Annotated in this window: 26 protein-coding genes; 12 read left to right on the top strand and 14 right to left on the bottom strand. The window is 71.9% G+C overall.

The window, feature by feature from the left end; translation table 11 throughout:
• Nucleotides 1-37: 37 nt before the first annotated feature.
• Nucleotides 38-610 (bottom strand): cob(I)yrinic acid a,c-diamide adenosyltransferase, encoded by a 573-nt coding sequence (locus E5083_RS03945; RefSeq protein WP_135784149.1) that lies wholly within the window; start codon nucleotides 608-610, stop codon nucleotides 38-40.
• 189 nt (nucleotides 611-799) lie between these two features.
• On the opposite strand from E5083_RS03945, the gene E5083_RS03950 reads away from it, so the two are divergent.
• The 3 genes from E5083_RS03950 (at nucleotide 800) to E5083_RS03960 (ending at nucleotide 4,913) form a co-directional block, all read left to right on the top strand.
• The gene (locus E5083_RS03950) at nucleotides 800-1,648 is read left to right on the top strand and encodes a 3-hydroxyacyl-CoA dehydrogenase family protein (RefSeq protein ID WP_135784150.1); all 849 of its coding nucleotides are present in this window, start codon (nucleotides 800-802) and stop codon (nucleotides 1,646-1,648) included.
• A gap of 179 nt (nucleotides 1,649-1,827) precedes the next feature.
• A complete protein-coding gene (locus E5083_RS03955; RefSeq protein ID WP_031181232.1) occupies nucleotides 1,828-2,151 on the top strand; it encodes an STAS domain-containing protein in 324 nt (107 codons plus the stop codon).
• Nucleotides 2,152-2,408: 257 nt separating this feature from the next.
• Complete coding sequence (locus E5083_RS03960) at nucleotides 2,409-4,913, top strand: ATP-binding protein (protein ID WP_135784151.1); 2,505 nt, start codon at nucleotides 2,409-2,411, stop codon at nucleotides 4,911-4,913.
• A 12-nt stretch (nucleotides 4,914-4,925) separates the two neighbouring features.
• On the opposite strand, the gene nucS is transcribed toward E5083_RS03960, so the two are convergent.
• Nucleotides 4,926-5,597: an endonuclease NucS gene (gene nucS / locus E5083_RS03965; RefSeq protein WP_031181234.1), complete on the bottom strand. Its 672-nt coding sequence runs from the start codon at nucleotides 5,595-5,597 to the stop codon at nucleotides 4,926-4,928.
• A 298-nt stretch (nucleotides 5,598-5,895) separates the two neighbouring features.
• On the opposite strand from nucS, the gene E5083_RS03970 reads away from it, so the two are divergent.
• Nucleotides 5,896-6,288 (top strand): SCO5389 family protein, encoded by a 393-nt coding sequence (locus tag E5083_RS03970; protein ID WP_135784152.1) that lies wholly within the window; start codon nucleotides 5,896-5,898, stop codon nucleotides 6,286-6,288.
• Nucleotides 6,289-6,316: 28 nt separating this feature from the next.
• Here the strand turns inward: E5083_RS03970 and E5083_RS03975 are convergent, their stop codons facing one another.
• Nucleotides 6,317-7,345: an LLM class flavin-dependent oxidoreductase gene (locus tag E5083_RS03975; RefSeq protein ID WP_135784153.1), complete on the bottom strand. Its 1,029-nt coding sequence runs from the start codon at nucleotides 7,343-7,345 to the stop codon at nucleotides 6,317-6,319.
• Between the two features lie 243 nt (nucleotides 7,346-7,588).
• Here E5083_RS03975 and E5083_RS03980 point away from each other — a divergent pair, with 243 nt between their 5' ends.
• Nucleotides 7,589-7,921 (top strand): ATP/GTP-binding protein, encoded by a 333-nt coding sequence (locus E5083_RS03980; RefSeq protein WP_135784154.1) that lies wholly within the window; start codon nucleotides 7,589-7,591, stop codon nucleotides 7,919-7,921.
• Between the two features lie 12 nt (nucleotides 7,922-7,933).
• Here E5083_RS03980 and E5083_RS03985 read toward each other — a convergent pair whose 3' ends face one another.
• The 5 genes from E5083_RS03985 to mce form a co-directional block, all read right to left on the bottom strand.
• Entirely contained in the window at nucleotides 7,934-8,788 is an 855-nt protein-coding gene (locus E5083_RS03985; protein ID WP_135784155.1) for an ABC transporter permease, read from the bottom strand.
• The gene (locus E5083_RS03990) at nucleotides 8,785-9,912 is read right to left on the bottom strand and encodes an ABC transporter ATP-binding protein (protein WP_244317364.1); all 1,128 of its coding nucleotides are present in this window, start codon (nucleotides 9,910-9,912) and stop codon (nucleotides 8,785-8,787) included. The genes E5083_RS03985 and E5083_RS03990 overlap by 4 nt, the downstream gene beginning before the upstream one ends.
• A 209-nt stretch (nucleotides 9,913-10,121) precedes the next feature.
• On the bottom strand, nucleotides 10,122-11,057 hold the full coding sequence (locus tag E5083_RS03995) for a coiled-coil domain-containing protein (RefSeq protein ID WP_135784157.1): 936 nt from the start codon (nucleotides 11,055-11,057) through the stop codon (nucleotides 10,122-10,124).
• Nucleotides 11,058-11,214: 157 nt separating this feature from the next.
• Entirely contained in the window at nucleotides 11,215-15,060 is a 3,846-nt protein-coding gene (gene scy, locus E5083_RS04000) for a polarized growth protein Scy (protein ID WP_135784158.1), read from the bottom strand.
• Between the two features lie 208 nt (nucleotides 15,061-15,268).
• Nucleotides 15,269-15,709: a methylmalonyl-CoA epimerase gene (gene mce, locus E5083_RS04005; protein ID WP_135784159.1), complete on the bottom strand. Its 441-nt coding sequence runs from the start codon at nucleotides 15,707-15,709 to the stop codon at nucleotides 15,269-15,271.
• A gap of 149 nt (nucleotides 15,710-15,858) precedes the next feature.
• Here mce and E5083_RS04010 point away from each other — a divergent pair, with 149 nt between their 5' ends.
• Both E5083_RS04010 and meaB read left to right on the top strand, forming a co-directional pair.
• Nucleotides 15,859-17,058 carry an acetyl-CoA C-acetyltransferase gene (locus E5083_RS04010; RefSeq protein ID WP_208753946.1) on the top strand — a complete coding sequence of 400 codons (1,200 nt, stop codon included), beginning with the start codon at nucleotides 15,859-15,861 and terminating at the stop codon, nucleotides 17,056-17,058.
• 43 nt (nucleotides 17,059-17,101) lie between these two features.
• Nucleotides 17,102-18,058: a methylmalonyl Co-A mutase-associated GTPase MeaB gene (gene meaB, locus E5083_RS04015; protein WP_135784161.1), complete on the top strand. Its 957-nt coding sequence runs from the start codon at nucleotides 17,102-17,104 to the stop codon at nucleotides 18,056-18,058.
• 155 nt (nucleotides 18,059-18,213) lie between these two features.
• Here the strand turns inward: meaB and E5083_RS04020 are convergent, their stop codons facing one another.
• From E5083_RS04020 to E5083_RS04035, 4 genes are all read right to left on the bottom strand, one after another.
• A complete protein-coding gene (locus tag E5083_RS04020) occupies nucleotides 18,214-18,690 on the bottom strand; it encodes a MarR family winged helix-turn-helix transcriptional regulator (RefSeq protein WP_086695678.1) in 477 nt (158 codons plus the stop codon).
• 92 nt (nucleotides 18,691-18,782) lie between these two features.
• Complete coding sequence (locus E5083_RS04025; RefSeq protein ID WP_135784162.1) at nucleotides 18,783-19,589, bottom strand: AIM24 family protein; 807 nt, start codon at nucleotides 19,587-19,589, stop codon at nucleotides 18,783-18,785.
• Nucleotides 19,586-20,236: an AIM24 family protein gene (locus E5083_RS04030; RefSeq protein WP_135784163.1), complete on the bottom strand. Its 651-nt coding sequence runs from the start codon at nucleotides 20,234-20,236 to the stop codon at nucleotides 19,586-19,588. The genes E5083_RS04025 and E5083_RS04030 overlap by 4 nt, the downstream gene beginning before the upstream one ends.
• Before the next feature lies 1 nt (nucleotide 20,237).
• Nucleotides 20,238-20,870 (bottom strand): AIM24 family protein, encoded by a 633-nt coding sequence (locus E5083_RS04035; RefSeq protein ID WP_135784164.1) that lies wholly within the window; start codon nucleotides 20,868-20,870, stop codon nucleotides 20,238-20,240.
• 198 nt (nucleotides 20,871-21,068) lie between these two features.
• Between E5083_RS04035 and E5083_RS04040 the strand changes: the two genes are divergently transcribed.
• Both E5083_RS04040 and E5083_RS04045 read left to right on the top strand, forming a co-directional pair.
• Nucleotides 21,069-21,413, top strand: a complete 345-nt coding sequence (locus tag E5083_RS04040) for a DUF3817 domain-containing protein (RefSeq protein WP_135784165.1) — start codon at nucleotides 21,069-21,071, stop codon at nucleotides 21,411-21,413.
• The gene (locus E5083_RS04045; RefSeq protein ID WP_093798987.1) at nucleotides 21,410-21,703 is read left to right on the top strand and encodes an MTH1187 family thiamine-binding protein; all 294 of its coding nucleotides are present in this window, start codon (nucleotides 21,410-21,412) and stop codon (nucleotides 21,701-21,703) included. The genes E5083_RS04040 and E5083_RS04045 overlap by 4 nt, the downstream gene beginning before the upstream one ends.
• Before the next feature lie 51 nt (nucleotides 21,704-21,754).
• Here E5083_RS04045 and E5083_RS04050 read toward each other — a convergent pair whose 3' ends face one another.
• Entirely contained in the window at nucleotides 21,755-22,732 is a 978-nt protein-coding gene (locus tag E5083_RS04050) for an ArsR/SmtB family transcription factor (protein ID WP_135784166.1), read from the bottom strand.
• Between the two features lie 75 nt (nucleotides 22,733-22,807).
• Between E5083_RS04050 and E5083_RS04055 the strand changes: the two genes are divergently transcribed.
• The 3 genes from E5083_RS04055 to E5083_RS04065 all read left to right on the top strand — a co-directional run bounded on the left by E5083_RS04055 (nucleotide 22,808) and on the right by E5083_RS04065 (nucleotide 25,225).
• A complete protein-coding gene (locus tag E5083_RS04055) occupies nucleotides 22,808-24,052 on the top strand; it encodes an MFS transporter (RefSeq protein ID WP_135784167.1) in 1,245 nt (414 codons plus the stop codon).
• 11 nt (nucleotides 24,053-24,063) lie between these two features.
• Nucleotides 24,064-24,573: a MarR family winged helix-turn-helix transcriptional regulator gene (locus E5083_RS04060; RefSeq protein ID WP_135784168.1), complete on the top strand. Its 510-nt coding sequence runs from the start codon at nucleotides 24,064-24,066 to the stop codon at nucleotides 24,571-24,573.
• A 157-nt stretch (nucleotides 24,574-24,730) separates the two neighbouring features.
• Complete coding sequence (locus E5083_RS04065) at nucleotides 24,731-25,225, top strand: hypothetical protein (protein WP_244317365.1); 495 nt, start codon at nucleotides 24,731-24,733, stop codon at nucleotides 25,223-25,225.
• A gap of 1 nt (nucleotide 25,226) precedes the next feature.
• Here E5083_RS04065 and E5083_RS04070 read toward each other — a convergent pair whose 3' ends face one another.
• On the bottom strand, nucleotides 25,227-25,568 hold the full coding sequence (locus tag E5083_RS04070) for a DUF3817 domain-containing protein (protein WP_135784169.1): 342 nt from the start codon (nucleotides 25,566-25,568) through the stop codon (nucleotides 25,227-25,229).
• Nucleotides 25,569-25,584 lie beyond the last annotated feature (16 nt).

Below are 25,584 nucleotides of genomic sequence, written 5' to 3' on the forward strand. Positions count from 1 at the left end.
GCGTCTCGCGGAGGCGCCCCCTTCGCCGTACCCGGCCCTAGCGCTCGCCCCCCGGTACCCACAGCACGTCGCCGGTCTCCTTGTTGGCCGTGCGGGCCAGGATGAAGAGGAGGTCGGAGAGGCGGTTGAGGTAGGTCGCGGTGAGGGGGTTCATCGTCTCGCCGTGCACCTCCAGGGCGGCCCAGGTGGAGCGCTCGGCCCGCCGGACCACCGTGCACGCCTGGTGCAGCAGGGCCGCGCCGGGGGTGCCGCCGGGCAGGATGAACGACCGCAGCTTCTCCAGCCGTTCGTTGAACCGGTCGCAGTCCGCCTCAAGGCGGTCCACGTAGAACTGCTCGACCCTCAGCGGCGGGTACTGAGGGTTCTCCACCACCGGCGTCGACAGGTCGGCGCCCACGTCGAAGAGGTCGTTCTGCACCCGGGTGAGGACCGTGACGACCTCCTGGTCCAGCCCGCCCAGCGCGACGGCGGTGCCGATCACCGCGTTCGCCTCGTTGGCGTCCGCGTACGCGGAGATCCTGAGGTCGGTCTTGGCGGTCCGGCTCATGTCGCCGAGGGCGGTGGTGCCCTGGTCGCCGGTCCTGGTGTAGATGCGCGTCAGATTGACCATACGGCCAGCGTAGTTGCCCCAAAGGGCGCGAAGCGGTGCGGATTTGACGGACCGGAGCGGCACAACCGGAACGTGACGGGTGTCTCACGCCGTGAGACCGTGACACGCATTACTTACGGTCCTCAAGGCGTCGCCCGAGCGCTAATGTCCGCCGAGAGGAACCATAAACAGCGCGTAAGGGGAGTCGGAGTGGCAGGGAAGCTCGCCGTCATCGGGGCCGGTCTCATGGGGTCCGGCATCGCCCAGGTCGCCGCACAGGCCGGCTGGGACGTGGTTCTGCGCGACGTCACCGACGAGGCGCTCAAGCGCGGTACCGACGGCATCCGGGCCTCCTACGACAGGTTCGTCGCCAAGGGCAAGCTGGACGCGGCCGACGCCGAGGCGGCCCTCGCCCGGATCACCCCGACCACCGACCTGGACGACGTCGCCGACGCGGACGTCGTGATCGAGGCGGTCTTCGAGAAGCTGGAGGTCAAGCACGAGATCTTCCGCGCGCTCGACAAGATCGTGCGCCCGGACGCCGTGCTCGCCTCCAACACCTCCGCCATCCCGATCACCAAGATCGCGGCCGCCACCGAGCACCCCGAGCGCGTGGTCGGCGTCCACTTCTTCTCGCCGGTGCCGATGATGCAGCTCGTCGAGCTGGTCCGGGGCTACAAGACCAGCGACGAAACCCTCGCCACCGCGCGGGAGTTCGCCGAGTCGGTCGGCAAGACCTGCATCGTCGTCAACCGCGACGTCGCCGGGTTCGTCACCACCCGCCTCATCTCGGCCCTCGTGGTCGAGGCCACCAAGCTCTACGAGTCGGGCGTGGCCACCGCCGAGGACATCGACCTCGCCTGCAAGCTGGGCTTCGGGCACGCCATGGGCCCGCTGGCCACCGCCGACCTCACCGGGGTCGACATCCTGCTGCACGCCACCGGCAACATCTACACCGAGAGCCAGGACGAGAAGTTCGCCCCGCCGGAGCTGATGCGCCGGATGGTGGACGCCGGTGACATCGGCCGCAAGAGCGGGCAGGGCTTCTACACGTACTGACCGCGTCCGGATCACCCGCCGATCCCGTGCGCGTCCGTACAACCGCTCAGGGGGATCACCCCCGCGGGTGAATTCGGTATCGGTTCGCTTACAACCAGCAACCGCATCGACACCCACACAGTCAGACGTTGCACAGCACCGTCACGGAGAACGCCACTCGCACTCAACGGGGAGCGCATATGTACATCAGGGGCGACCACGCCGAGCTGGTCGTCGGGGGGCGCCTCGACGTCCGCAGCGCGGCGGACGCCCGTACGGCCCTCCACGCGGCCCTCGACGACGGGATCGGCGATCTGGTGCTGGACCTGTCCGAACTGGACTCCTGGGACGCCACCGGACTCGGCGTCATCATGGGCGCACACCGGCGCGCGGGCCGCTGCGGCCGGCGTCTGGTGCTGCGCCGGGTGCCGCCGCAGATGCAGCGGCTGCTCGTGGCCACCCGGCTGCACCGCATTCTCGCCATCGAGGGCGGAGTCGGCGTGGAGTCGCTGCCCCGCGTGTGAGGTTCCGGAACCGGGGCAGGCTCCAAGTCGTCCCGAACGGCGCGTCGCGCACATACCTCACCGGAAGGTGATCTCCCGGATCTCTCGGGCCGTCCGGCACCCCGCCCTGTCGGGGACCCCTGCCGACGGTTTAGGGTTCGGTCGCCCGCCGCCTCGTGTAATCCGCGAGCGGGCCCGGACCAGAAGCGACAGCGCGATGTGCGGCAGGCCGGGAGGGGCCGAGATCGGCACACGACGCTTTTGGGGGCTTTGAACCCATGGACCCGAACTTTCCGGGAACCGAGGACCACGGTCAGGCACTGAGCCGCCGTCCGCCCCGGGACCCCCTCACCGCCGACTTCGCCCCGAGCGGCCCCGTGCCCGCCCGTACCACCCGGCTGGTCTGCGGCGACTTCCTGCTCACCGTCAACCCGGTCGACGGCAGCGAGATAGAACCCTGCCCGCCGCACGAGCGCCCGGAAGCCCCCGCCAAGCGCACCCCGGCCGCCCGCGCCGAGTACGAGCGGGCCGCCCTGCCGCCCGCCCCGCCCGGACACCGGGTGGCTGCCCCAGAGTTGCTGGAGCGTCAGGAGATACGCGAGCGGCTGGTCCGGCTGCTCACCCGCGGCCGTACCGTCCGCCTCACCGGCCCCGGCGGCTCCGGCCGCACCGCCCTGCTCGACCTCGTCGCGGAGGACTGCGCCGACCTCGCCCCCGACGGCGTGGTCCGGCTGGACGGCCTGCACCGCACCCCCGAGGACCTGCTGCGCGACCTCTTCCACACCGTCTACGACGCCCCCCGCCACCGCCTCCAGCCGGACGAACTGCGCGAGACCGTCAAGGAGATCGGCGCCGTCGTCCTCATCGACGACCTGGAGTTCGGCGGCACCGCCCTCACCGACCTGCTCGAAGCCGCCCCCGAGTGCGCCTTCCTCCTCGCCGCCACCCCGGACACCCCCGCGGCCGCCGGTGACATCGAGGAGGTCGGCCTGCCCGGACTCGACCGCGCCGCCGGGGTGGAGATCCTCCAGCGGTCGGTGGGCCGGGACCTGACCGAGGAGGAGGCCGTCTGGGCCGGCGACCTCTGGTTCGAGTCCGAGGGCCTGCCGCTGCGCTTCGTCCAGGCCGGCGCCCTGCTCCGCCAGCGCGAGCAACTGCGCGCCAGCGGCGGCGTGGTGGACGAGTACGGCGTCTTCGAGGACGTACGCGGCCCCGCCGACGCGGTGCTCGACCTGCCGCTGGAGGACGAGGAGGCCGAGGAGGTGCCGCTGCCCTCCCTCGCGGAGGCCGCCGCGCCCGCCCCGCTGCTCGCCTCCCGGCTCGGCACCTCCGCCCGTGCCGCCCTGCGCTTCGCCGTCGCCCTGGACGGCGAGCTGCCGCACCCGGCGCATCTGCCGGCCCTGGTCGGCGACACCCACGCCGACGCCGCGCTCGGCGAACTCCTCGGCTGCGGGCTCGTCTCCCCGGCCGGCCCCCGCTACCGCCTCGCGGCCGGGGTGCGCGCCCAGTTGGAGGCCGCCGGATACGACGAGGACGCCCCCGCCGAGGCCCGTGCCGCCGCCCGGCACTACGCCTGGTGGGCCGCCCACCCCTCCGTCACCCCGGAACGCGTGTGCGCGGAGGCCGCGGCGGTGCTGACCGCGCTGGAGACCGTGCTGCCCGGCACCGAACCGGCCGACGGGGGCGAGGACGAGCAGGCGACCGCCGTCCGGCTCGCCCACGCGGCCGGCGCCGCCTTCGCCGCCGGGCTGCACTGGACCGCGTGGGAACAGGCCCTGCACGCCGGGTCCGAGGCCGCCCGCCTCGCCCAGGACGTCCCGGAGCGCGCCTACTTCCACCACGAGCTGGGCATCCTCGCCCTGGTCGACGGCCAACTGGACCGCGCGCGCTCGGAGTTGGAGGTCTCGCACGGGATGCGCACCGCGCTCTCCGACATGCGGGGCACCGTCGCGGGCCGTCGCGCGCTCGCCCTGGTCGCGGACCGCAGCGGCGATCTGCCGGGCCTGGCCGCGCTGATGGCCGCCGAGGAGCCCGCACCCGCCCGCACTGCGCCGCTCGCCCCGGTCCCGGCCGCGCTTACCCCGTCGTACGGCTACGGGCCGGAGACCGTCGTCGCCCGGCAGCCCGGCGCGGCGAAGGAGCGCACCGGGGTACGGGCCATCGCGCGGCGCAATCTGGTGGCCGCCGGGTCCGGCGCGCTGCTGGTCGCCGTACTCGGCACCGTCGTCACCCTCGGCATGACCTCCGACGAGGGCGCCGGACGCAACCCGGCGAGCAATGTGGGCGGCAACCCGACCGCGACCCAGGACCTGGACGACGGCACGCTGGGCGCCGTCCCGAAGCGCGACGAACCCACCCCGGCCGGCGTCACCACCACCCGCCCGGTCGGCCCCGGCCCGGACGGCACCCCCGGCACCTCGGACGACCCCTCGCCGTCCGCCACCACGGGCAGCCCGAGCGCCGATCCGACGGGCACGCGGGGCACCGGGGGCGGGACGAGCCCCGAGCCGTCGCACGGCGGCGGCTCCACCGGGCCCACGGGCAAGCCGACCAAGACCGGCAGGCCCACGACGTCCCCGAGCGACCCCGACGACGAGCCGACCAGCCAGGAGCCGACCGACCCGGAGACGACGCCTCCGGACGACCCCACCACACCCCCGACCACCTCGACCTCGGCCAGTGGCCCGGCCGACAGCGCCACGGCGTCCGCGCCCGCCTCCACCGAGGCCACGGAGACCACCGAGACCCCGGTGAGCGCGAGCACCGAACCGCCGGTGATCTGAGGGTTCAGGGGATCAGAACAGGCGGAGCTTGTCGTCCTCGATGCCGCGCATGGCGTTGTAGTCGAGGACCTGGCAGCCGATGCCCCGGTCCGTGGCCAGCACGCGGGCCTGGGGCTTGATCTCCTGGGCCGCGAACACCCCGCGCACCGGGGCGAGATGGGGATCGCGGTTGAGCAGCTCCAGATAGCGGGTGAGCTGCTCCACGCCGTCGATCTCGCCGCGCCGCTTGATCTCCACGGCGACCGTGCCGCCGTTGGCGTCCCGGCAGAGGATGTCGACCGGGCCGATCGCCGTCATGTACTCGCGGCGGATCAGGGTGTAGCCCTCGCCGAGCGTCTCGATGCGGTCGGCGAGCAGCTCCTGGAGGTGCGCTTCCACGCCGTCCTTGATCAGACCGGGGTCCACGCCCAGTTCGTGGGACGAGTCGTGGAGGACTTCCTCCATCGTGATGATCAGTTTCTCGCCCGCTTTGTTGATGACGGTCCACACGCCCGCCTCGTCACCCGTGCCCTCCTTCAGGGTGCAGGGCGGCGACATCCAGTTGAGGGGCTTGTAGGCCCGGTCGTCCGCGTGGATGGAGACGCTGCCGTCCGCCTTGACCAGGATCAGGCGGGGGGCCGAGGGCAGGTGGGCGGTGAGCCGGCCGGCGTAGTCGACCGAACACCGGGCAATGACGAGACGCATGGTCGGCAACGCTACTCGACGCGCACCCGTGCACGCGATTCGCCCGCGTCCCACCCGGTGCCCGGCGTCCCGCCCGTCCGACGGGCCACCCCAATTGTCCCTGATAACTCTTGTTCATCCCTGGCCGATTGTGACCGCAGTACGACCGTTCCATATACGCATTCTGCTGGTGTGGTCACCGACGGTTGCCTACCGTAGGAGCAGGGAGGCCGCGTGGGGGTACGGAGCGTCTCCGGTGTCGCGCACTCCCTTTTCTGTCCGGCAACCCCTGTCCATCGGGGGTGCGAGAGGAGAACCCATGTCGCTCGACGTCTCACCGGCCCTACTGGAACAGGCCGAGCGAGGCGAGGTCGACGAAGCAGAATTCGTCGACTGCGTCCGGACCTCCCTGCCCTTTGCGTGGGAGATGATCAGCTCCCTGGTGGCCCGGCTGAAGGTGGACGGCGGACCCTTCGCCGACAACCAGACGCCCCCGCCGGACGAGCAGGCGCGCGGCCAGTTGCTGCGCGCGCTCGCCAGCGACGCCATACGCGGTGCTCTCCAGCGCCACTTCGGCGTACGTCTGGCCTTCCAGAACTGCCACCGGGTGGCGGTGTTCCCGCTGGACCCGTCGGTGGACGAGAGGCTGGCCCGCTTCACCTCGGTGCGCGCCCAGCTCCTCAACCAGTCCCCGGAGCTGCGGGACTGCTGACGCACACGTGCGACGCCGGCTCCGGCGGTCAGCGCAACTGGGGGAGCACCTCGGCGCCCAGGCGCCGCAGGTTCTCCTCGGTCGCGTCCAGATCGCCGGAGCCCTCGACGAGCAGAGCGAAGCGGGAGATCCCGGTCCGCTCCGCGGTGGCCGCGAGACGATCCGCGGCCAGCCGGGGCGTACCCACCGGGTGCAGCCCGCAGAGCAGTTCGGTGTAGGCGTACGGGTCGCGCATCGCGCGCGCCCGGCCGTCCACCGTCATATGGGCTTCAAGGCCCCGTTTCAGCCAGCCTGGCATGGCCTTCAGCAGTGTCTCCACTGCGTCGGAGCGGCTGTCCGCGAGCTGGCAGACCCCGGCCGAGACATGGCCGGCCGCCGCGGTCTCCTCGGGCGAGCGGCCCGACTCGCGGGCGTGGCGCCGCCAGAGCGCCACCATCTCGGCCTTCTCCTCGTCCCCGACGTGCATCCCCAGCAGCATCGGCAGACCCCGCTCCGCCGCCAGCCGCACGCTCTTCGGCGAGGTGCACGCCACCACCACCTCCGGGCCCGGCGTCTCGGTCAGCGCGTCCGCCGGGCGCGGCACCACCGGCACCTCGCGGAACGCGTACCGCTCGCCGGAGGCGCCGACCGAGGGCTCGCGCAGCCAGCGCAGCAGCAGGTCCAGCGCCTCGGGGAAGCCCCGCTCGTACGCCCCGAGCCCGGCGCCGAACACCTCCAGGTCGACCCAGGGCCCGCCCCGGCCGACGCCCAGGGTGAACCGGCCGCCGCTGGTGACGTGCAGCAGCGCGGCCTGCTCGCCGAGGGCCACCGGGTGGACGGTGGGCAGCACGCTGACCGCGGTGCCGACCCGGACGCGGCGGGTGCGGCCCAGCAGCAGGGCGGCCAGGGTGACGGCCGACGGACAGGTGCCGTACGGCACGAAGTGGTGCTCGGCCAGCCATACCGTGTCGAGCCCGGCCTCGTCGGCCACCTCGGCGGAGCGCACCGCCCGGTGCAGGGCCTCTCCGGCGCCCTGGCCCGGATACTGGGCCGCCAGCACAAAACTTCCTACGCGCATCGCATTTCCCGCTTCCTTGGCTCCGACCGGGAGCTCCCCCGACCGGCATAACCACATGACACGTGCCCAGGACACGGCTTCGTGGAGGGATTTGCGGATTGTCTGCAGAATGGTCGCTTCTCTGCTGGAATGGATCGGCCTGGTAGGGGACTTGTACGGGTTGGCGCCCTACGCCTACCCCCGGCCGGTGCCGCGTAGGCTGGACGCGGCCCGTGCTCCCTGTATAGCCCCAAGAGGTGTCCCGTGTCCCCGCGTCGCAACCGACCCAAGGCGGCAGACTCGTCCGGCCGAGGTGCCGAGGACGACCGGTCGGGCCGGTACGGCGGCTGGCAGTCCACCGAGTCCTGGCAGGGCGAGGAGTGGAACGTCCGCCATGTCGCCGGGGCGAGCGCCGAGGGCAAGACCTACCGCTGCCCCGGCTGCGACCAGGTGATCCCCTCCGGCGTCCCGCACGTGGTGGCCTGGCCGGAGCACGTGGGCGTCGACGACCGGCGGCACTGGCACAAGGCGTGCTGGAACGCACGGGACCGCCGCACCACACGGGTACGGCGGTCCGGAAACTCGCCCAGGTTCTGAAGGTGCGCGGGGTTACACGTCCCGGCTCTCCAGCAGCGCGTACGCCCCGGCGAACGCCGCCGCGGTCACGCCCAGCATGATCCACAGCGGCTCCCAGCCCGAGGGCCCGGAGTGGCTGAGGGTGTTGTCGTAGAACACGCCCATCTGGCTCGGGATCGAGTACTCCAGCAGCGCCTGCTGCACCTTCTCCAGCGAGCCGGCGTTCATGAACAGCGCGATCACCAGCGGGGCCAGCACCGCGCCGATCATGATGGTGATGGCGCCCGCGGAGTGCCGGATCATCGAGCCGACCAGCAGCGACAGCAGGCCGAGCAGCGCGATGTAGAGGCTGATGCCGAGCGTGGCCTTCAGCCATTCCGCGCCGGACGGGGTCCGGGTGCCGTTGCCCTCCAGCATCGAGGTCTGGATCAGCGCCACCAGCGACACCGTCGCCAGCGTCACCACGAAGGCGACCACGAAGAACACGATCGACTTGGCCGCCAGCACCCGGCCCCGGCTCGGGCACGCGGTCATCGTCGTACGGATCATGCCCGTGCCGTACTCGGACGCCGTGGTCAGCACACCCAGCGTCATCACGCACATCATGCCGAGCAGCAGCCCGAAGAAGCCGAGGGTCAGCGGGTTCTGGCCGTCCAGCTCACCGGCGCCCCGGACCGCGACGGCGGCCAGCAGGCCGATGCCGACCACCAGAGCCACGAACACGCCGAGCGTCCACACCGTGGAGCGCACCGACTTCATCTTCGTCCACTCCGAGGCCAGCGCGTGCCCGAGATGCGTGGGCGTGACCGGGATCGGTGAGCTGTAGCCGGACTGGAGACCGCCGGACGCCTGGGGCGCCTCGGGCATCGGGGGCTGCTGGTGGCTCATCGGGGGTCCTCGGGCTTGGTCGGTTCGGCGGGCGCGGCGTACGGGTTCGGCGGCTGCGGGCCGGGAGCGGTGGGCGCCGGCGGGGCGTACGGGGCGCCCGGCTGGGGCGGCGGCGGGGCGTACCAGCCCGGCTGGCCCTGGCCCGGCACCGGCATCGGGGGCTGCACACCGGGCGGCAGCGGCTGCTGGAGCCCGGAGCGCTGGTCCACGGTGGAGCGGTAGTCGACGGCGCCCTGCGTCATCCGCATGTACGCCTCCTCCAGCGACGCCTGGTGCGGCGACAGCTCCCACAGCCGTACGTCCGCCTCGTGCGCCAGGTCGCTGATGCGGGGGAGGGCGAGACCGGTCACCCGGAGCGCGCCGTCCAGCTCGGGCAGCACATGGCCGCCCGCCTCGGTCAGCGCCGAGGTCAGCTTCTCCCGCTGCTGCGGCTCGCTGTCCGGGGTGCGCACGCGCGCGAAGTCGGCGGAATTGGCCGAGATGAAGTCGGTCACGCTCATGTCGGCGAGCAACTGACCCCGCCCGATCACGATCAGATGGTCGGCGGTCAGCGCCATCTCGCTCATCAGGTGCGAGGAGACGAAGACCGTACGGCCCTCCGCGGCGAGCGCCTTCATCAGATTGCGGACCCAGAGGATGCCCTCGGGGTCGAGGCCGTTGACCGGCTCGTCGAACAGCAGCACCTGCGGGTCGCCCAGCAGAGCCGCCGCGATGCCGAGGCGCTGGCCCATGCCGAGCGAGAAGCCCTTGGAGCGCTTGCGGGCCACTTCCTGCAGCCCGACGACCCCGAGCACCTCGTCCACCCGGCGGGCCGGGATGCCGGAGAGCTGGGCGAGGCTCAGCAGATGGTTGCGGGCGCTGCGGCCGCCGTGCACCGCCTTGGCGTCGAGCAGCGCGCCGACCTGACGGGGCGCGTTGGGCAGCTTGCGGTACGGGAAGCCGCCGATGGTCACCGAGCCGGCGGTGGGGTTGTCCAGCCCGAGGATCATCCGCATGGTCGTCGACTTGCCGGAGCCGTTGGGCCCGAGGAAACCGGTCACCGCGCCGGGACGCACCTGGAAGGAGAGGTCGTGCACGGCGGTCTTGTCGCCGTACCGCTTGGTCAGGCCAACAGCCTCGATCATGCTCCGCACCCATCGGAAGGTTCAGGACAGCGCAGCGCGTGCCCCCGTAAGGGTTAGGAGGATAACCGGGGCTGCCCGGTTCCGCTCAAGAGAAAGTAAAGCCAAAGGGTCACGGGGCGTGTCCGAACACCGCCGAGAGCGGCCGAAGCCCCCTGCCGCGCCGGCGGCAGAGGGCTTCGCCCGCGCTCAGCGGGAACGCGCCCGAGGTGTTACCGGGTCTGCTGCGCCGGCACACCGCGGCCCGCCGTCTCGTCCTCCACCGGGGAGCCGGCGGCGGCGACCGCGGCACCCGTCAGCGTGGCGAGCATCTCGCGGACGTTGGTGAGCTGGGCGTTGATGCTGTCGCGGCGGTTGGTCAGCGCCGCCAGCTCCCGCTCGGACTCCGAACGGATGCGGTCCGCCTTGGCGTTGGCGTCCGCCACGATGTCCTCGGCCTGACGCTGCGCCGTCTCCACCGTCTGGCGCGCACGGCGGTCGGCGTCGGTGCGCAGCTTCTCCGCCTCCAGACGGAGCTGCTCGGCGCGGTGCTCGATCTCCGCGAGCCGCTTCTCCGCCTTCTGCTGACGCGACGCCAGGTCCCGCTCGGACTGCTCGCGGCGCTTGGCGAGATTCGTCTCGAAATCGGCGGCGGCCTGCGCGGCCTTGGCGCGGGTCTCCTCGAAGAGGGCGTCCGCCTCCTCGCGCTTGGACTGCGCGTCCTTCTGCGCGTCGGCGCGGAGCTGCGACGCCTCGCCCTTGGCCTTCTCGACGATCCGGACGCCCTCGTCCTCGGACTTCGCCTTGCGCTCGGCGGCGAACGACTCCGCGTCGTTGCGCACCTGCTGGGCGGCCGACTCGGCCAGCTCACGGTGCTGTTCGGAGGCGCGCCGGGCCTCCTCGCGCAGGTCCTTCGCCTCCTCCTCGGCAAGGCGCAGGATCTTCTCGACCCGCGCGCCCAGACCCGCGTACGACGGCTCCGCGTCGGTGATCTGGGCCTGGGCGTTCTGCGTTTCGAGGTGGAGCTCCTCGATGCGCTTCTCCAGTGCGGTGATCCGGGAGAGCGCGCTGTCACGGTCGGAGACGAGCTTGGAGATGCGTTCGTCCACCTGAGCGCGGTCGTATCCACGCCGCACTAGCTCGAAGCCGTAGGGGGAAGTGTCGCTCATGGGGTTCCTGTCGAATGAGACCGGTGAGGTGATAGAGGGAATCCTAGGCGCCGAAGCGGTGTGTCATCGAGCGGATACGTGTTTGGTCTGGAGAATGACACCTCTTTCGGGTGGCTGACCCCCCGAAAACTTGCCATGCCCCGTCCCGATCCCCGTACTACGCGTCGGAGTTCTTGCCACCCGACCGGGGCGGACCCACCGTCGCTCCCGCCTTGACCCCGCTGTCCTTGCCCGCCGGGCCCTCGAACGACTCCAGCGCCTCCAGCACGTCCTGCACGCGCGAGATCTCGGTGTTGATGTCCTCGCGGCGGCGCACCAGGATCTCCAGCTCCCGCTTGCCCTCCTCGACCGTGCGCCGCGCCTCGCGGATCGCCTCGGCCTTCAGGTCCTCGGCCTCCTTGACGAGCCTGGTCTTCTTCTGCTCGGCCTCCTTGAGCAGACCCTCCGCCTTCTTCACGGCGGCGATCCGCACCTTGCCCGCCTCGGAGTTGGCCTCCGACACCAGCTCCTTGGCCTTCGCCTGCGCCTTGGCGAGCTGCTCCTCGGCCGCCTTGATCAGCGCGTCGCAGCGGTCGCCCGTCGACTTCATCGTCTCGGCCGCCTCCCGGCGGGCCCGCTCGTGCAGCTCCTCGATCTCCGAGGTGACCCGCTCGCGCAGCTCCTCCGCCCGCTCCCGGATCGCGGTCGCGTCCCGGCGCGCGCCGACCAGCAACTCGTCGGCGTCCGTACGGGCCTTCTCCACACGGGAGTTGCCCTCCACCGTCGCCGCCGACACGATCCGCTCGGCCTCGGTGCGGGCCGCGCCCACCATCGAGTCGGCCTGGCCCTCCGCGTCCGCGGTGGCCTGCTGCGCCTGCTGCCGCGCCTCCGCGAGCAGCTTGTCCGCCTCGGCCGCCGTCTCCGAGATGAGGGTGTCGACCTGCTCGGCCGCCTCCGAGCGCCGCTTGTTGGCCTCGCTGCGCGCCTCGTCCAGCGTCCGGTCGGCCTCCTCGCGGGCGGAGCTGGTCAGCCGCTCGGCCTCCGTCTCCGCCTCGGACCTGACCCGCTCGGCCTCGGCGCGCATCCGCTCCGCGTGCCGCTGCGCCGTACCGACCGTCTCCGCCGCCTCGGCGCGCAGCCGCTCGGCGTCGTCGGTCGCGTCCGCGATCAACTGCTCGGCGTTCGCCACCGCTTCGGCACGGACCCGCTCGGCCTCGGCGGCCGTCTCATTCTGGAGCCGCTCCGCCTCGGAACTCGCCTCGGTGATGAGGGTGTCGGCCTGCGTCGCCGCGTCCGAGCGGATGCGGTTGGCGTCCTCGCGGGCGTCCGCCCGGGTCCGGGACGCGGCCTGGTCGGCCTCCGCCAGCTTGTCCGACGCCTCGGTGCGCACCCGCTGCGCGTACTCGGCGGCCTCCGAGCGCAGCCGCTCCGACTCCTCGGCCGCCTCGGCGACCGTGTGCTCGGCGAGCGCCTTGGCCGCCTCCGATTCCTCGCTCGCCTCCCGGCGCAGCCGCGTCGCGTCCTCGCTGGCCCGCTCCCGCTCGGCGTAGGCGTCGGTGCGGACCCGGTCCGCCTCCTCCTCGGCCTCGCGCCGGGTACGGTCCGCCGCGTGCTCGGCGGCCGAACGCAGCCCGGTGATCTCCTCCTGCGCCTGCTCGTGCAGCCCGCTGACGGAGTCCCGTACCTGCGCCGCGTGGGTCTCGGCGGCGGACACCATCTCGGTGGCCCGGCGGTCCGCCTCCTCCACCAGCCGGGTCGCCTCGGCCTGCGCCTCCTCCACGCGGGTGCGCGCCGCGGCGAGCAGCTCCTCGCTCTGCTCGCGGGCCCGCTCGCGCTCCTGGTCCGCCTCCTCGCGGGCGGCGCCGAGCAGCTCCTCCGCCTCGCGGCGGCGCCGGGCGGCCTCCTCCTGGGCGGCGGCCAGCGTCTCGGACGCCTCCGTGCCCAGCCGCTCGGCGGCGGCCTGCGCCTCCGCGCGGACCCGGTCGGCACTCTCCTGCGCCTCGGCCTTGAGCCGCTCGGCCTCGGCCGCGGCCTCCGACCGCAGCCGCACGGCCACCGACTCGCCCTCGGCACGCGAGGCGGACGCGTCCGCCGCGGCCTCGTCGCGCAGCCGCTCGGCCTCGGCCGCGGCCTGCTCCTGGAGCGTACGGATGCGCTCGGCGGCCTCCGAACGCAGCCGCTCGGCCTCCTCGCCGGCCTCGCGGCGGATACGGGACGCCTCCTCGCGGGCCTCGGTCAGCGCCTGCTCGGCCGACTCCAGGCGCTCCTGCGCCTCGGTCTGCAGCCGGGTCAGCTCACCGGCGGCCTCCTCGCGGCGCGCCTCGGCGGCCTTCTCGGCCTCCTCGCGCAGCTCGCGCGCGGCCTTCTCGGCTTCCGCCCCGACCGTTTCCGCCCGTTCCTCGGCCTCGGCCTTGAGCCGCTCGGCCTCCTTACGGGTGCGCTCGAGGGTCTCCTCGGCCTGCCGGCGCAGGCTGGTCGCCCGCTCGATGGCCTCGGTGCGGACCTTCTCGCTGTCGGTGGTGGCGGTCTTGCGCAGCTCGTCCGCGTCCGCCTTCGCCTTGGCGAGGAGTTCCTCGGCGGACTTGGCCGCCTCCTCGATCTGGGTGACCGCCTCCCGGCGGGCCTCGGCGCGGATGGAGTCGCCCTCGGTGACCGCGTCGGCGCGGAGCTGCTCGGCCTCGCCGCGCAGGCGCCGGGCCTCCTCCTGCAGCTCGACCGTCTTGGCCCGGTACTCCTTGGTGTCGTCCTTCGCCGTGCCCTTGAGCTCCTCGGCGATGTCGTGCGCCTCGGCACGCAGCCGGTCCGCCTCCGCCTCGGCCTCCGAGCGGATGCGCTCGGCCTCCTCGGTGGCGGCCTTGGTGGTCTTCCGGGCGTCCTCGGCGGCCTTGTTCAGGACCTCCTCGGCCGTCCGGGCGGCCTTGGAGAGCTGGCTCGCGGTCTCCTCGGCGGTGGCGCTGCGGGCGTTCTCCCCGGCCTCGGCGAGGATCTTCTCCGCCTCGGCACGGGCATCCGCGACGATCTGCTCGGCGTCCGCCTTGGTGGTCTCGGCCTCCTTGGTGGCCTCGCTGACCAGCCGGGCGACCTGCTCCTTGGCGGTACGGGTCCGGGTCTCGTTGGCGGCGTCGGCGCCTGCCAGCGCCTTGGCGGCGGCCTCCTTCGCCTCGGTTACCAGCTTCTCCGCCTCGGAGCGGGCGCTGCGCAGGGCGCGCTCGGCCTCCGCCATCCGCTCCTCGGCGGTGCGGCTCAGCTCGGCGGCCTGCCGGCGCGCGGCGTCGGACTCGCTGGCGGTGGAGGTACGGAGCTGCTCGGCGTGGTCGGTGGCCTCCTGCGCCTGCGAGGAGGCGGCGTTCAGCAGCCGCTCGGCGTCGGTACGGGCCCGGCGCAGGATCTGCTCGGCCTCGCTGCGGGCCGCCTCCGCGTCGGTGCGCAGCCGCTCACGGGCCTCGTGGGTCAGCCGCTCGGCCTCGGCGCGGGCGGCGGCCATGGCCTGCTCGGCCTCGGCGCGCGACTCGTCCAGCAGCCGGCGGGCCTGCTGCTCGGTACGGGCGCGGAGCTGTTCGGCCCAGGCCACGTTCTCGTTGACGTGGGACTCGACCGTCTGGCGGCGCTCGGCCAGCTCCTGGTCGAGCTGCTGGCGGCGGGTGACCGCCTCCTGGTGCAGCTCCGCCTGGAGCCGGGCGGAGTGCTCGGCGTGCTCCTGGAGGATGCGCTGGGTCTGCGCGCGGGCCTGGCTCAGCTCGCGCTCGGCGTCCTGCCGCAACTGGTCGGCCTGCACCTGGGCGTTGCGGAGCAACTGCTCGGCCTGGTACCCGATGTCACCGCCGTCGTAGGCGGGACGGGTCATCAGGGTGCGGCGCGCCTCGTGCAGCTTGGCGCGCAGCACCTCGACCTGGTAGCCGAGGTCCTCGGCGTGCTGGATCGCCTTTTCCCGCTCGGTCTTCAGCCGCTTCATCTCGGCCTCGAACCGAGAGAGGTGGTCGACGTCAGCCGCCGGCTCTCGCTCCTGGCTCTCGTAGCCCCGCACTGCGCGGTCCCATCCGTCCCCTGGTGAATTTCTCCGACGAGCACCGTCCATCCGCCGGACGGGGCCCTCCGGGGAATGGTGTCAGATCAACGGCGGAGCACGGGCTGCTGCCCCGACGCTCGTCCCCCGAAACCCGGACCCCGGCATCGGTCGTCCCCCGTGTTCGGGGACGACCGCCCCCAACCCTACCGGCCCTTATGTACGAGAGTCAGTGCTCAGGTGACTCAACTGCCGCCGAAGTGACCAGTTCTGTCAGGACTCCGTGGCAATCCTTGGGGTGCAGGAAGGTGATCCGGGACCCCATGGAACCGATGCGGGGCTCGTCGTACAGCACGCGTACGCCCTTGTCGCGGATGCCGGCGGCGTCCGCGTCCACGTCCGCGGTGCCGAAGGCGATGTGATGGACGCCCTCCCCGTTCTTGGCCAGCCACTTGCCGACCGCGGAGTCCTCCCGCGTCGGCTCCAGCAACTGGAGGTAGGAGGCGCCGCCGTCCGAGGTCTCGTTGATCTTGAGCATGGCCTCCCGGACGCCCTGCTCCTCGTTCACCTCGGTGTGGAACACCTCGAAGCCGTAGGTCGTCCGGTAGAACTCGACGGTGGTGTCGAGGTCGTGGCAGGCGATCCCGATGTGGTCGATTCGCGTCAGCATGGTTTCAGTGCAGCGCTCCGGCGGTGGTTACGCAACGTGCGCGCGATCACACCGCAATGGCGATGACGGGCTCCGGTACCGCTCAGTACATTCGAAGTAAACCCTCGTTCACTCCTCGGCTGTGCAGGCCGGTAAGGGGATCGCAGCTCATGTCTTCTGGAAAGACCACCTCTGTGATCGTCGCGGGCGCTCGGACGCCCATGGGACGGTTGCTCGGTTCGCTGAAGTCCTTCTCGGGTGCCGACCTGGGCGGCTTCGCCATCAAGGCGGCCCTCGACCGCGCCGGGATCAGCGGCGACCAGGTCCAGTACGTGATCATGGGCCAGGTGCTCCAGGCGGGTGCCGGTCAGATCCCGGCCCGCCAGGCGGCGGTCAAGGCCGGCATCCCGATGAACGTGCCGGCGCTCACCGTCAACAAGGTCTGCCTCTCCGGCCTCGACGCGATCGCGCTGGCCGACCAGCTCATCCGCGCGGGTGAGTTCGACATCGTGGTCGCGGGCGGCCAGGAGTCGATGACCAACGCCCCGCATCTGCTGCCGAAGTCCCGCGAGGGCTTCAAGTACGGCGCGATCGAGATGCTGGACTCGATGGCCCACGACGGGCTGACCGACTCCTTCGAGAACATCGCCATGGGCGAGTCCACGGAGAAGCACAACACCCGCCTCGGCATCGGCCGGGCCGCGCAGGACGAGATCGCCGCGCTGTCCCACCAGCGGGCCGCGGCCGCGCAGAAGAACGGCCTGTTCGAGGCCGAGATCACCCCGGTGGAGATCCCGCAGCGCAAGGGTGACCCGGTGCTGTTCAGCAAGGACGAGGGCATCCGCGGGGACACCACCGCCGAGTCGCTCGGCCGGCTCCGGCCCGCCTTCACCAAGGACGGCACCATCACCGCCGGGTCCTCCTCGCAGATCTCCGACGGCGCGGCCGCGGTGGTCGTGATGAGCAAGGCGAAGGCGGAGGAGCTGGGCCTTGAGTGGCTCGCGGAGATCGGCGCGCACGGCAATGTCGCCGGTCCCGACAACTCCCTCCAGTCGCAGCCGTCCAACGCCATTCAGCATGCGCTGGGCAAGGAGGGCCTGACGGTCTCCGACCTGGACCTCGTCGAGATCAACGAGGCGTTCGCGGCGGTCGCCGTGCAGTCAATGGACGACCTCGGGGTGTCCACGGAAAAGGTGAACGTCAACGGCGGTGCCATCGCCCTCGGCCACCCGATCGGCATGTCCGGCGCCCGGCTGGTGCTGCACCTGGCGCTGGAGCTGAAGCGCCGGGGCGGCGGGGTCGGCGCGGCCGCGCTGTGCGGTGGCGGCGGGCAGGGTGACGCGCTGATCGTGCGGGTACCCAAGGGCTAGATCTTCTTTTCCGGCGGTGTGCGCGAGTGAACGGAGCTGTGTGATGCGGGACGTCTCCTCTCTGGTGGCCGAGGCCAGGGAAGGCCGGCCCCGGGCCGTGGCCCGGCTGATCTCCCTGGTCGAGGGGGCGTCCCCGCAGCTACGGGAGGTGATGGCGGCGCTCGCCCCGCTGACCGGCAACGCGTACGTGGTCGGTCTGACCGGCTCGCCCGGCGTCGGCAAGTCCACCTCCACCTCCGCGCTGGTCACCGCGTACCGCAAGCAGGGCAAGCGGGTCGGCGTCCTCGCCGTCGACCCGTCCTCGCCGTTCTCCGGGGGCGCGCTACTCGGGGACCGGGTCCGGATGTCCGACCACGCCTCCGACCCCGGCGTCTACATCCGCTCCATGGCCACCCGCGGTCACCTGGGCGGGCTCGCCTGGGCCGCGCCGCAGGCGATCCGGGTGCTGGACGCGGCCGGCTGCGACGTGATCCTGGTCGAGACGGTCGGCGTCGGCCAGTCCGAGGTGGAGATCGCCTCCCAGGCCGACACCTCCGTGGTCCTGCTGGCGCCGGGCATGGGCGACGGCATCCAGGCGGCCAAGGCCGGAATCCTGGAGATCGGTGACGTCTACGTCGTCAACAAGGCCGACCGCGACGGCGCCGACGCCACCGCCCGCGAGCTGAACCACATGCTCGGCCTCGGCGAGGCCCGAGGCCCCGGCGACTGGCGCCCCCCGATCGTCAAGACGGTCGCGGCCCGCGCGGAAGGCATCGACGAGGTCGTCGAGGCCCTGGAGAAGCACCGGGCCTGGATGGAGGAACACTCCGTCCTCGCCGAACGCCGTCGCGCCCGAGCGGCCCGCGAGGTGGAGACCATCGCGGTCACCACCCTCCGCGAACGCATCGGCGACCTCCACGGCGACCGCCGCCTCTCCACCCTCGCCGACCGCATCGTCACCGGCACCCTCGACCCGTACCGCGCGGCGGACGAACTGGTCGAGGGCCTTACGCAGGGCTGAGGTCCGTCGACAGCGGGGCTCGTCGACAGCGGGGCTCGTAGGCAGGAGAGCGCCCCACCCTCCCGCGCGCCGGATACGGCGCGTCGGGCGGATGGGGCGCTCTTCTGTGACCGGTTGAGCGGGCCCGCGGGGTCACCGCCGGCCCACCGGGCGGCTTACGGGCGGCCGCGTTGGTCGCGGAGATGCTCCGCGATGGGCTTGAGGGACTTGTCGAGGTCCTGGAGGGCGTCGGGGGAGAGGAGGTCGATGAAGTGGCGGCGGACGGAGGCCACGTGGTGCGGGGCCACCTTCCGCATCGTCTCCAGCCCGTGCTCGGTCAGGACGGCGAAGAGGCCGCGCCGGTCCGACTCGCAGTTCTCCCGGCGGACCAGGTCCGCGTTCTCCATGCGCGTGATCTGATGCGAGAGGCGGCTCTTGGACTGCATGGTCGCGCCCGCCAGGTCGCTCATCCGCATCCGCATGTCTTCCGACTCGGACAGATTGACGAGGATCTCGTAGTCGTTCATCGTCAGGCCGAACGGCTGAAGATCCTTCTCTAGCTGGTACGTCAACAGCCTGTTGACCTCCAGGTGGGTGCGCCAGGCGCACTGCTCCGCATCGGTCAGCCAGTGCGTGGCCGTCTCGGTCTCCATGAATGAAGTCTACCTAAGAAGTTGAATGGCGAACTACTCTGGGTGATGTGACTGTGCGCACGCGTTCGACGTCACACTCCGCAGACTACCGCTCACAGCCCGAAGCGACGCTGGAGGTCTCCTAGCTGTCCGGGAAGGCGCGGTACCCCGGAAGCCCCCGTTCCGGGCCCCATCGGCCCTGCTGCGCCCCCTCCGGGTACCCCCGGCTCGGACGGAACAGCACCCGTGGACGGCTCGGCCATCAGCGTCTCGCTGGACTGGAGCAGCACCGTCCCCGCACCCGTGAACTCGAACTGGTGCTCCTCCCCGGAAGCCCCGCCGATCCCCGTCATCGCACGTAGACCGCCCAGCACGCCGGTGAGATAGGAGTGGTCGTAGTGATGGCAGGGGGAGGGGCAGTCGGCCCAGCCGACCAGCGCCTGCGGGTCCACCCGGATCGGCGGCTCCATGAAGACCACCGGCCCGTTGGAAGCGGCGACGAACTTTCCGGTTCCGATGAGCGTCAGAAAGCCCGGCACGATCGACTGTTTGAGTGCCAAGCTTGGCTGAAAAGCGATCAAGTTGCCCGCGCGAACGGTCAGGTTGCCCTGTTCCAAGTCGTACGAATTCACGTCGAAGGCCCGGTCCGCGAGGAGCATCTTGCCCGAGCCCTCCGCCACCACCCAGTCGCTCGCGTGCAGTGGCGAATGGAAGGAAGTACGCACCAGCCGGTCCAGCCGGCCGTGCCCGATGCCGTTGAAGTCGATCGACCCGTAGTAGGCGATCATCTTCCCCTTCTGCAGGAACCACTGGCTCCCCTTGAGCTCCACACAGAAGGTGTACGGGTTCACGTTGTCGTCGGCAGGGAGCGTCACCGGGTCGAAGACCACCGGGCCGCCCGCGCTCGGGTAACCGCTCACAGCTTCTCCTCCGACGCCTGGACGTACACCGTGCCGTGGCCGCTCAGCTCCAGTTGGAACGCCTCGCCCGAGCCGCGCCCCACCATGTCCCGCCAGCCCAGCGCGGTGGACAGCTTGTTGCGCACCTCGCCGTGATGGGCGACGTACGCCTGGGGGTCCACATGGACCGGGCGCTGCGGAGTGATGGGCAGCTCGAAGACCCCGCCGTGCGCCATCACCGCGACCGCGCCGTGGCCCTGGAGGGTGGTGGTGAACAGGCCCTGCCCGGTCGCCTGGCCGCGCACCAGGCCCATCACCCCGCCCTGCGAGCCGAGGAACATCGTGCCCTGCCGCAGCGAGCCCTCGAAGGCGAGCAGCCGGTCCGCCTCCACGTACAGGGTGTCGCCGGTGAGGGAGATGACATGGACGTGATGGCCGCCGTGCCCGAACAGGACCGTGCCGCTGCCCTCCACCGTCATCAGCGGAGCCGCCTCCCCGGCGACCCGGCGCCCGAGCATCGACATCACCCCGCCCTGCCCGCTCTGCATGTTCGGGGTGAAGGACACCTCACCGGTGTACGCCAGCATCGCCCCGCGCTGACTGAACAGCCGCTGCCCCGGCGCCAGCCGGGCCTCGACCATCTTGGAGTTGATCTCCCGGAAGCTCATCTCACAGGTCCCCCGCGATCGTGTTCCGCTCGCTGGGCTGCACATAGACCAGCCCGTCGCCCTCGAAGCGGAGCTGGAACGCCTCCCCGCCGCCCTCGCCCATCAGGGTGCGGAAGGTGACGCCGGACTGGAAGGACTGCCGTACGTTCCCCTGGTGGGCGATGTAGGCGCCCGGATCGACGGTCAGCGGGTACTGCGGGCTGACCCGGAGCACCACCGCCGGACCGTCGGACAGGATCGCGGCCTGGCCGGTGCCCTCCACGGTCGTGGTGAACAGCCCGTTGCCCTGGGAGGCGCCCCGCAGCCCGGTGAAGGTGGTGCCCGTGCGCAGCCCGGCATCGGTCGCCAGCAGGTTGCTCGACTCCACGTACAGCGTGTCGCCGCGCAGGGCGACGAGATTGATCTCGGCCGCCCGGTCCGCGAACCAGCAGGTCCCCTGTCCTCTCACCTCCATCACCGTCATCTGCTCGCCGGTGAGCCGCCGCGTCACCATCCCGCGCAGCCCCTCACCGCCGCCGCTCAGCTTCTTGAAGGCCATCTGCCCGTCGTACGCGACCATCGAGCCGTTCTTCGCCTTCACGGCGTCCCCGGTCACGTCGACGGCGAGGACCTTGCTTCCCTGCAGTCGGAACATCGCCACACCGTGAAAGTAGCCTCCGGCCGGGTGGAGAGAACAGGGCCCACGGGTGGAGAACGACCCTGAGCACACCCCTAGGGGCACCGTTTGTCACAATGGGAGGACGCTTGTGCTTCCGTTCACAAAGCGGATCATGAGCCGGCCCTCCACCGGCCGGACCCCGCCCTCCAGCAAACGTTCCCCCGAAGGTGACCCGTGGACCTCAAGACCGCATCCGCCCTCCGCCGCCTCCGCCTGGTCTCGGCGCCGGAGGCCGTGTCCTTCCTCGTCCTGCTGCTGTGCTCGGTGCTGAAGCGGACCACGGACTTCAACGGGGTCCCCGTGATGGGCGCGGTCCACGGCGTGCTCTTCGTCCTGTACGTGATCTTCTGGCTGGACGCCTGGAACCGGACCAATTGGAGCTTCGGCACCGCCGCCCTCTACTTCGTCCTCTCGGTGCTGCCCACCGGCGGCTTCTTCGCCGAGCGCAAGCTGCGCCGGGAGTCCGAGAACGCCGTCATCGCGGCCCGCGCCCGCGAGGAAGGAATCGTGAACGCATGATCGTCGCCTTCTCCGTGACACCCCTCGGCGTCGGGGAGGACGTGGGGGAGTACGTCGCCGACGCCGTCCGCGTGGTCCGCGAGTCCGGGCTGCCGAACCGCACCGACGCCATGTTCACCTCCGTCGAGGGCGAGTGGGACGAGGTGATGGACGTCGTCAAGCGCGCCGTCGCCGCCGTCGAGGCCCGCGCGCCCCGCGTCTCCCTGGTCCTCAAGGCCGACATCCGCCCCGGCGTCACCGACGGCCTCACCTCCAAGGTCGAGACCGTGGAACGGCATCTGGGCGCCTGACGCCCCCGCACACCCCGGTCCGGCAGGGGCCGGGGTGTGCGCATGCCCCCCTCATCCTCCTGAGGCCAGCGCCATCCCCAACGGCGTTCTTTCGTACAGCACTTGATGCCCGTACCGGCGGGCCGTCAGCAGGCCGCTCTCGCGCAGGACCGTCAGGTGGGACGAGACGGAGGAGGGGGCGAGGCCGAGGCGGTGGGCCAGGGCGGTGGTGGAGGCCGGGTCGTCCAGGGCCGCCAGTACGGCCGCGCGGTTGCGGCCCAGCAGGCGCACCAGGGCGTCCGGGGTGCGGGTGCCCGGCTCGGCCCACAGGGCGCCGACACCGCGCGCCGGATAGACGAGGGTCGGCTGCCAGGGCGGGTCGAAGCCGGTGATCACGTCCGGCCAGCAGAACACGCTCGGCATCAGCACCAGGCCCCGCCCGCCGAGCCGGCGCTCGTACACCCCGCCCGGCAGGGTCAGCGTGCGGCCGTCCCAGCTCAGCCGGGCGTCCAGCTCGGGCAGCAGGGTGCCGAGGCCGACCTCGGCGAGGCGGCGCGAGTGGAAGGCGACGTCCGCCTCCAGCAGCGCCCGCAGCCGGGGCCACTCCGGCTCCACCAGCACCCGCCAGGCCACCTCCAGGGCGTCCGCCAGCTCCCGCACCATCCGCACCGGGTCCGCGAGCCAGGCCCGGCCCTGCTCCGAGGTCAGCGCGCCCGGAGTGCAGGCCAGCGAGCGTGCGGTGTCCTCGCGGGCCGCCTCCGGGTCGGCCGCCCGTACCGCCGCGATCTCCTCCTCGAAGGTGGCCGCCGGGCCGATGGGCGGCGCCCCGAGCCAGTCGGGGGAGTGGCCCCGGCGGGGCATCAGCAGCCACAGGGGGGCGAGGTCCAGGCCGGCGGCCGCCGTACGGATGCGGCGCAGCCAGGGCACGTGGTAGCCCTGCCGGTCGGGGCGGCGCAGCGTGCGCACCGCGTCCTGCGTCTCCCACAGCGGGGAGACGGCGAACCGGCAGTTCAGGAAGTCGTCCTCACCGAAGTGCAGGTGCGAGGCCATGACCGCTCCCCCCTGACATTCGGCTGGAGCCGAAACTCTACGCCGACCGGTCCCGCCCCCGGCAGGCTGCCCGGCATGTCCGCACCGCCCACGGCCCCGGTGGCTCCCCGTACCGGATACCGCCACGTCCTCGCCGTCCCCGAGTTCCGCGCCCTGTTCGCCGCGCATGTGCTGTCCCTGCTCGGGATGGTCGTCAGCGAGATCGCGCTGTCCGTCCTCGTCTACGACCTCACCTCCTCGCCCCTGATGAGCGCGCTGGCCTTCGCGGTGGGTTTCCTGCCGTACGCGCTGGGGGGCACCCTGCTCGCGCCGGTCGCCGACCGGTTCCCGGCCCGGCGGGTGCTGGTGGTGTGTGACCTGGTGTGTGCCGCGTGCGTGGCGGTGATGGTGGTGCCGGGGACGGGGGTCGCGGTGCTGCTGGGGCTGCGCTGCGGGGTCGCCGTCGTCTCGCCGGTGTTCTCCGGCACCCGGATGGCGACCCTCGCGGACGTCCTCGGCGACGGGGACGCCTTCGTGCTCGGGCGGTCCCTGATCCGGATCGTCTCGCAGAGCGCGCTGCTCGTCGGGTACGGGACGGGCGGGCTGCTGCTGACCGTCGTCAGCCCCCGGCACGCGCTGCTGATCACGGTCGGCACCTTCCTCGCCTCGGCCGCGCTGCTGCGCTTCGGCACCCGGCGGCGGCCGGCCCGGGGGCGGCCTGAGCGGGCGGAGAAGGGCGGCGGGACCCGTGCGCTCCTGGCCAACCGGCGCGTACTCGTGCTGCTGCTCGTCTTCTGGGTGCCCTCGATGTTCCTCGTCTTCCCCGAGGCGCTCGCCGCCCCGTACTCCCACACGCTCGGCGCGGGGTCCACCGGGCTGGGGCTGCTAATGTGCGCGCTGCCCGTCGGCACGATCGCCGGGGAGCTGTTCGCGGGGGCGCGGCTCGGGGCGGCGACGCGGGAGCGGATCGTGCTGCCGCTGCTGTGCCTCGCGGTGGTGCCGTACCTCGGTTATGCCCTTGCGCCCGGACTCTGGCCGTCGCTGCTGCTCCTGGTGCTGGCCGGGGCGTGCTCGGCGTACACGCTCGGGCTCGACCAGTGGTTCGTGCGGGCGGTGCCGGAGGAGCTGCGGGGGCGGGCGATGACGTTGCTGAGCGCCGGGCTGATGACGATCCAGGGGGTCGGGATGGCGCTGGCGGGGGTGGTGGCCGAGGTCATGGGGGTGCGGGCGGCCGTCGTGGCGGCGGGAGCGGTGGGCACGGTGTGCTGTGTGGTGCTCGCCGTGGGGTGCCGGGTGACCGAAAGCCGAGACGGGGCTGCTCGCGATATGACCGGCCGGTAGGGTCTGATGACGTGCCCAAGCCTCTCAGTCTCCCCTTCGACCCCATCGCCCGTGCGGACGAGCTCTGGAAGCAGCGCTGGGGAAGCGTGCCCTCGATGGCCGCGATCACCTCGATCATGCGGGCCCAGCAGATCCTGCTGGCCGAGGTCGACGCCGTGGTCAAACCGTACGGGCTGACCTTCGCGCGCTACGAGGCGCTGGTGCTGCTCACCTTCTCCAAGGAGGGGGAGCTGCCCATGTCCAAGATCGGCGAACGGCTGATGGTCCACCCCACCTCGGTCACCAACACCGTCGACCGCCTGGTCAAGACGGGCCTGGTCGCCAAACGCCCCAACCCCAAGGACGGCCGCGGCACCCTCGCCGTCATCACCGACAAGGGCCGCGAAGTCGTCGACGCCGCCACCCGAGACCTCATGACCATGGACTTCGGCCTCGGCGCCTACGACGCGGAATCCTGCGGCGACATCTTCACCCTGCTCCGGCCACTGAGGGTGGCGGCGGGCGACTTCGAGGCGGAGTAAAGGGGCCGCGTCAGCGCGGGGGCAGCTCGTACCGCTTGCAGGTGATTCCACCTGTGATCTGCGACTTTACGGCTTTGCGGGCCCATCTCCGTGCGAAGCTGCGGTCCGTCATCGCTCGATGACGGCACCCGCTTTACTCACGGCAGGGAGACGCCCGATGCTGCCCGACGTCCTGTTCAAGGTCCGCCCCACCGTCCGCACCGCGCACAGGGCGGTCGGCGCGCTGGCGCTCGCCGCCGCGACGGCGCTGGGGACGGCGGGTACTGCGTCGGCCAGTGCCGTGGGGACGGCCACGATCGGCAGCTTCAGCTACGAACTGCACGGAGTCGGGGTTCAGGTACCCGTCGGGTGCTTCCTGACCCACCGGATCGAGGGGTCGGGCCGACGGATCACCGATCAGTTCGCGGGCGTCGACTGTGTGGGCATCGCCGCCACGTTCTCCAGGTTCTGCAACTGGAGGATCGACTTCACGTACACGGACACCGACAACCGGACCTACCGGACGTCACGCGGGGCCACCCACAACAGCTGCTCGGGAGACCCCCTGCGGCACGCGGCACCGCAGGTGCTGCCGAAGTACGGCAAGGCGTGCGCGCGGTTCTACGTCAACGGCAGGCAGCGGGCCTCGCAGTGTCACTCCGTCGTGAAGTGACTCAGGCCGACGCGGTCTGGGGCTCCGGGGCCTTGATGACCAGGGGCTCGACCTCTCGGGTCACCTTGCGCTCGACGAAGAACGCGGCGGTCGGGATCGTGCCCGCGAGCAGGACCCAGGCCAGGCGGCCCAGCGGCATCTTGGCCTTGGACCCGAGGTCGAAGGCGAAGACCAGGTAGACGATGTACAGCCAGCCGTGGGCGATGCCGACGCCGGTGACGAAGCCGTCGAACCCGTCCAGGTGCAGCAGCCGCTTCCCGATGACACCCACCGTGAGGGCGAGCAGCAGCACAGCGGTGACATAGGCCATCACCCGGTAACGGGTCAGGACGCTCCTCTTCATGGCATCGAGCGTAACG

Origin of the sequence: Streptomyces bauhiniae (assembly GCF_004784475.1) — a bacterium.
Lineage (GTDB): Bacteria > Actinomycetota > Actinomycetes > Streptomycetales > Streptomycetaceae > Streptomyces > Streptomyces seoulensis.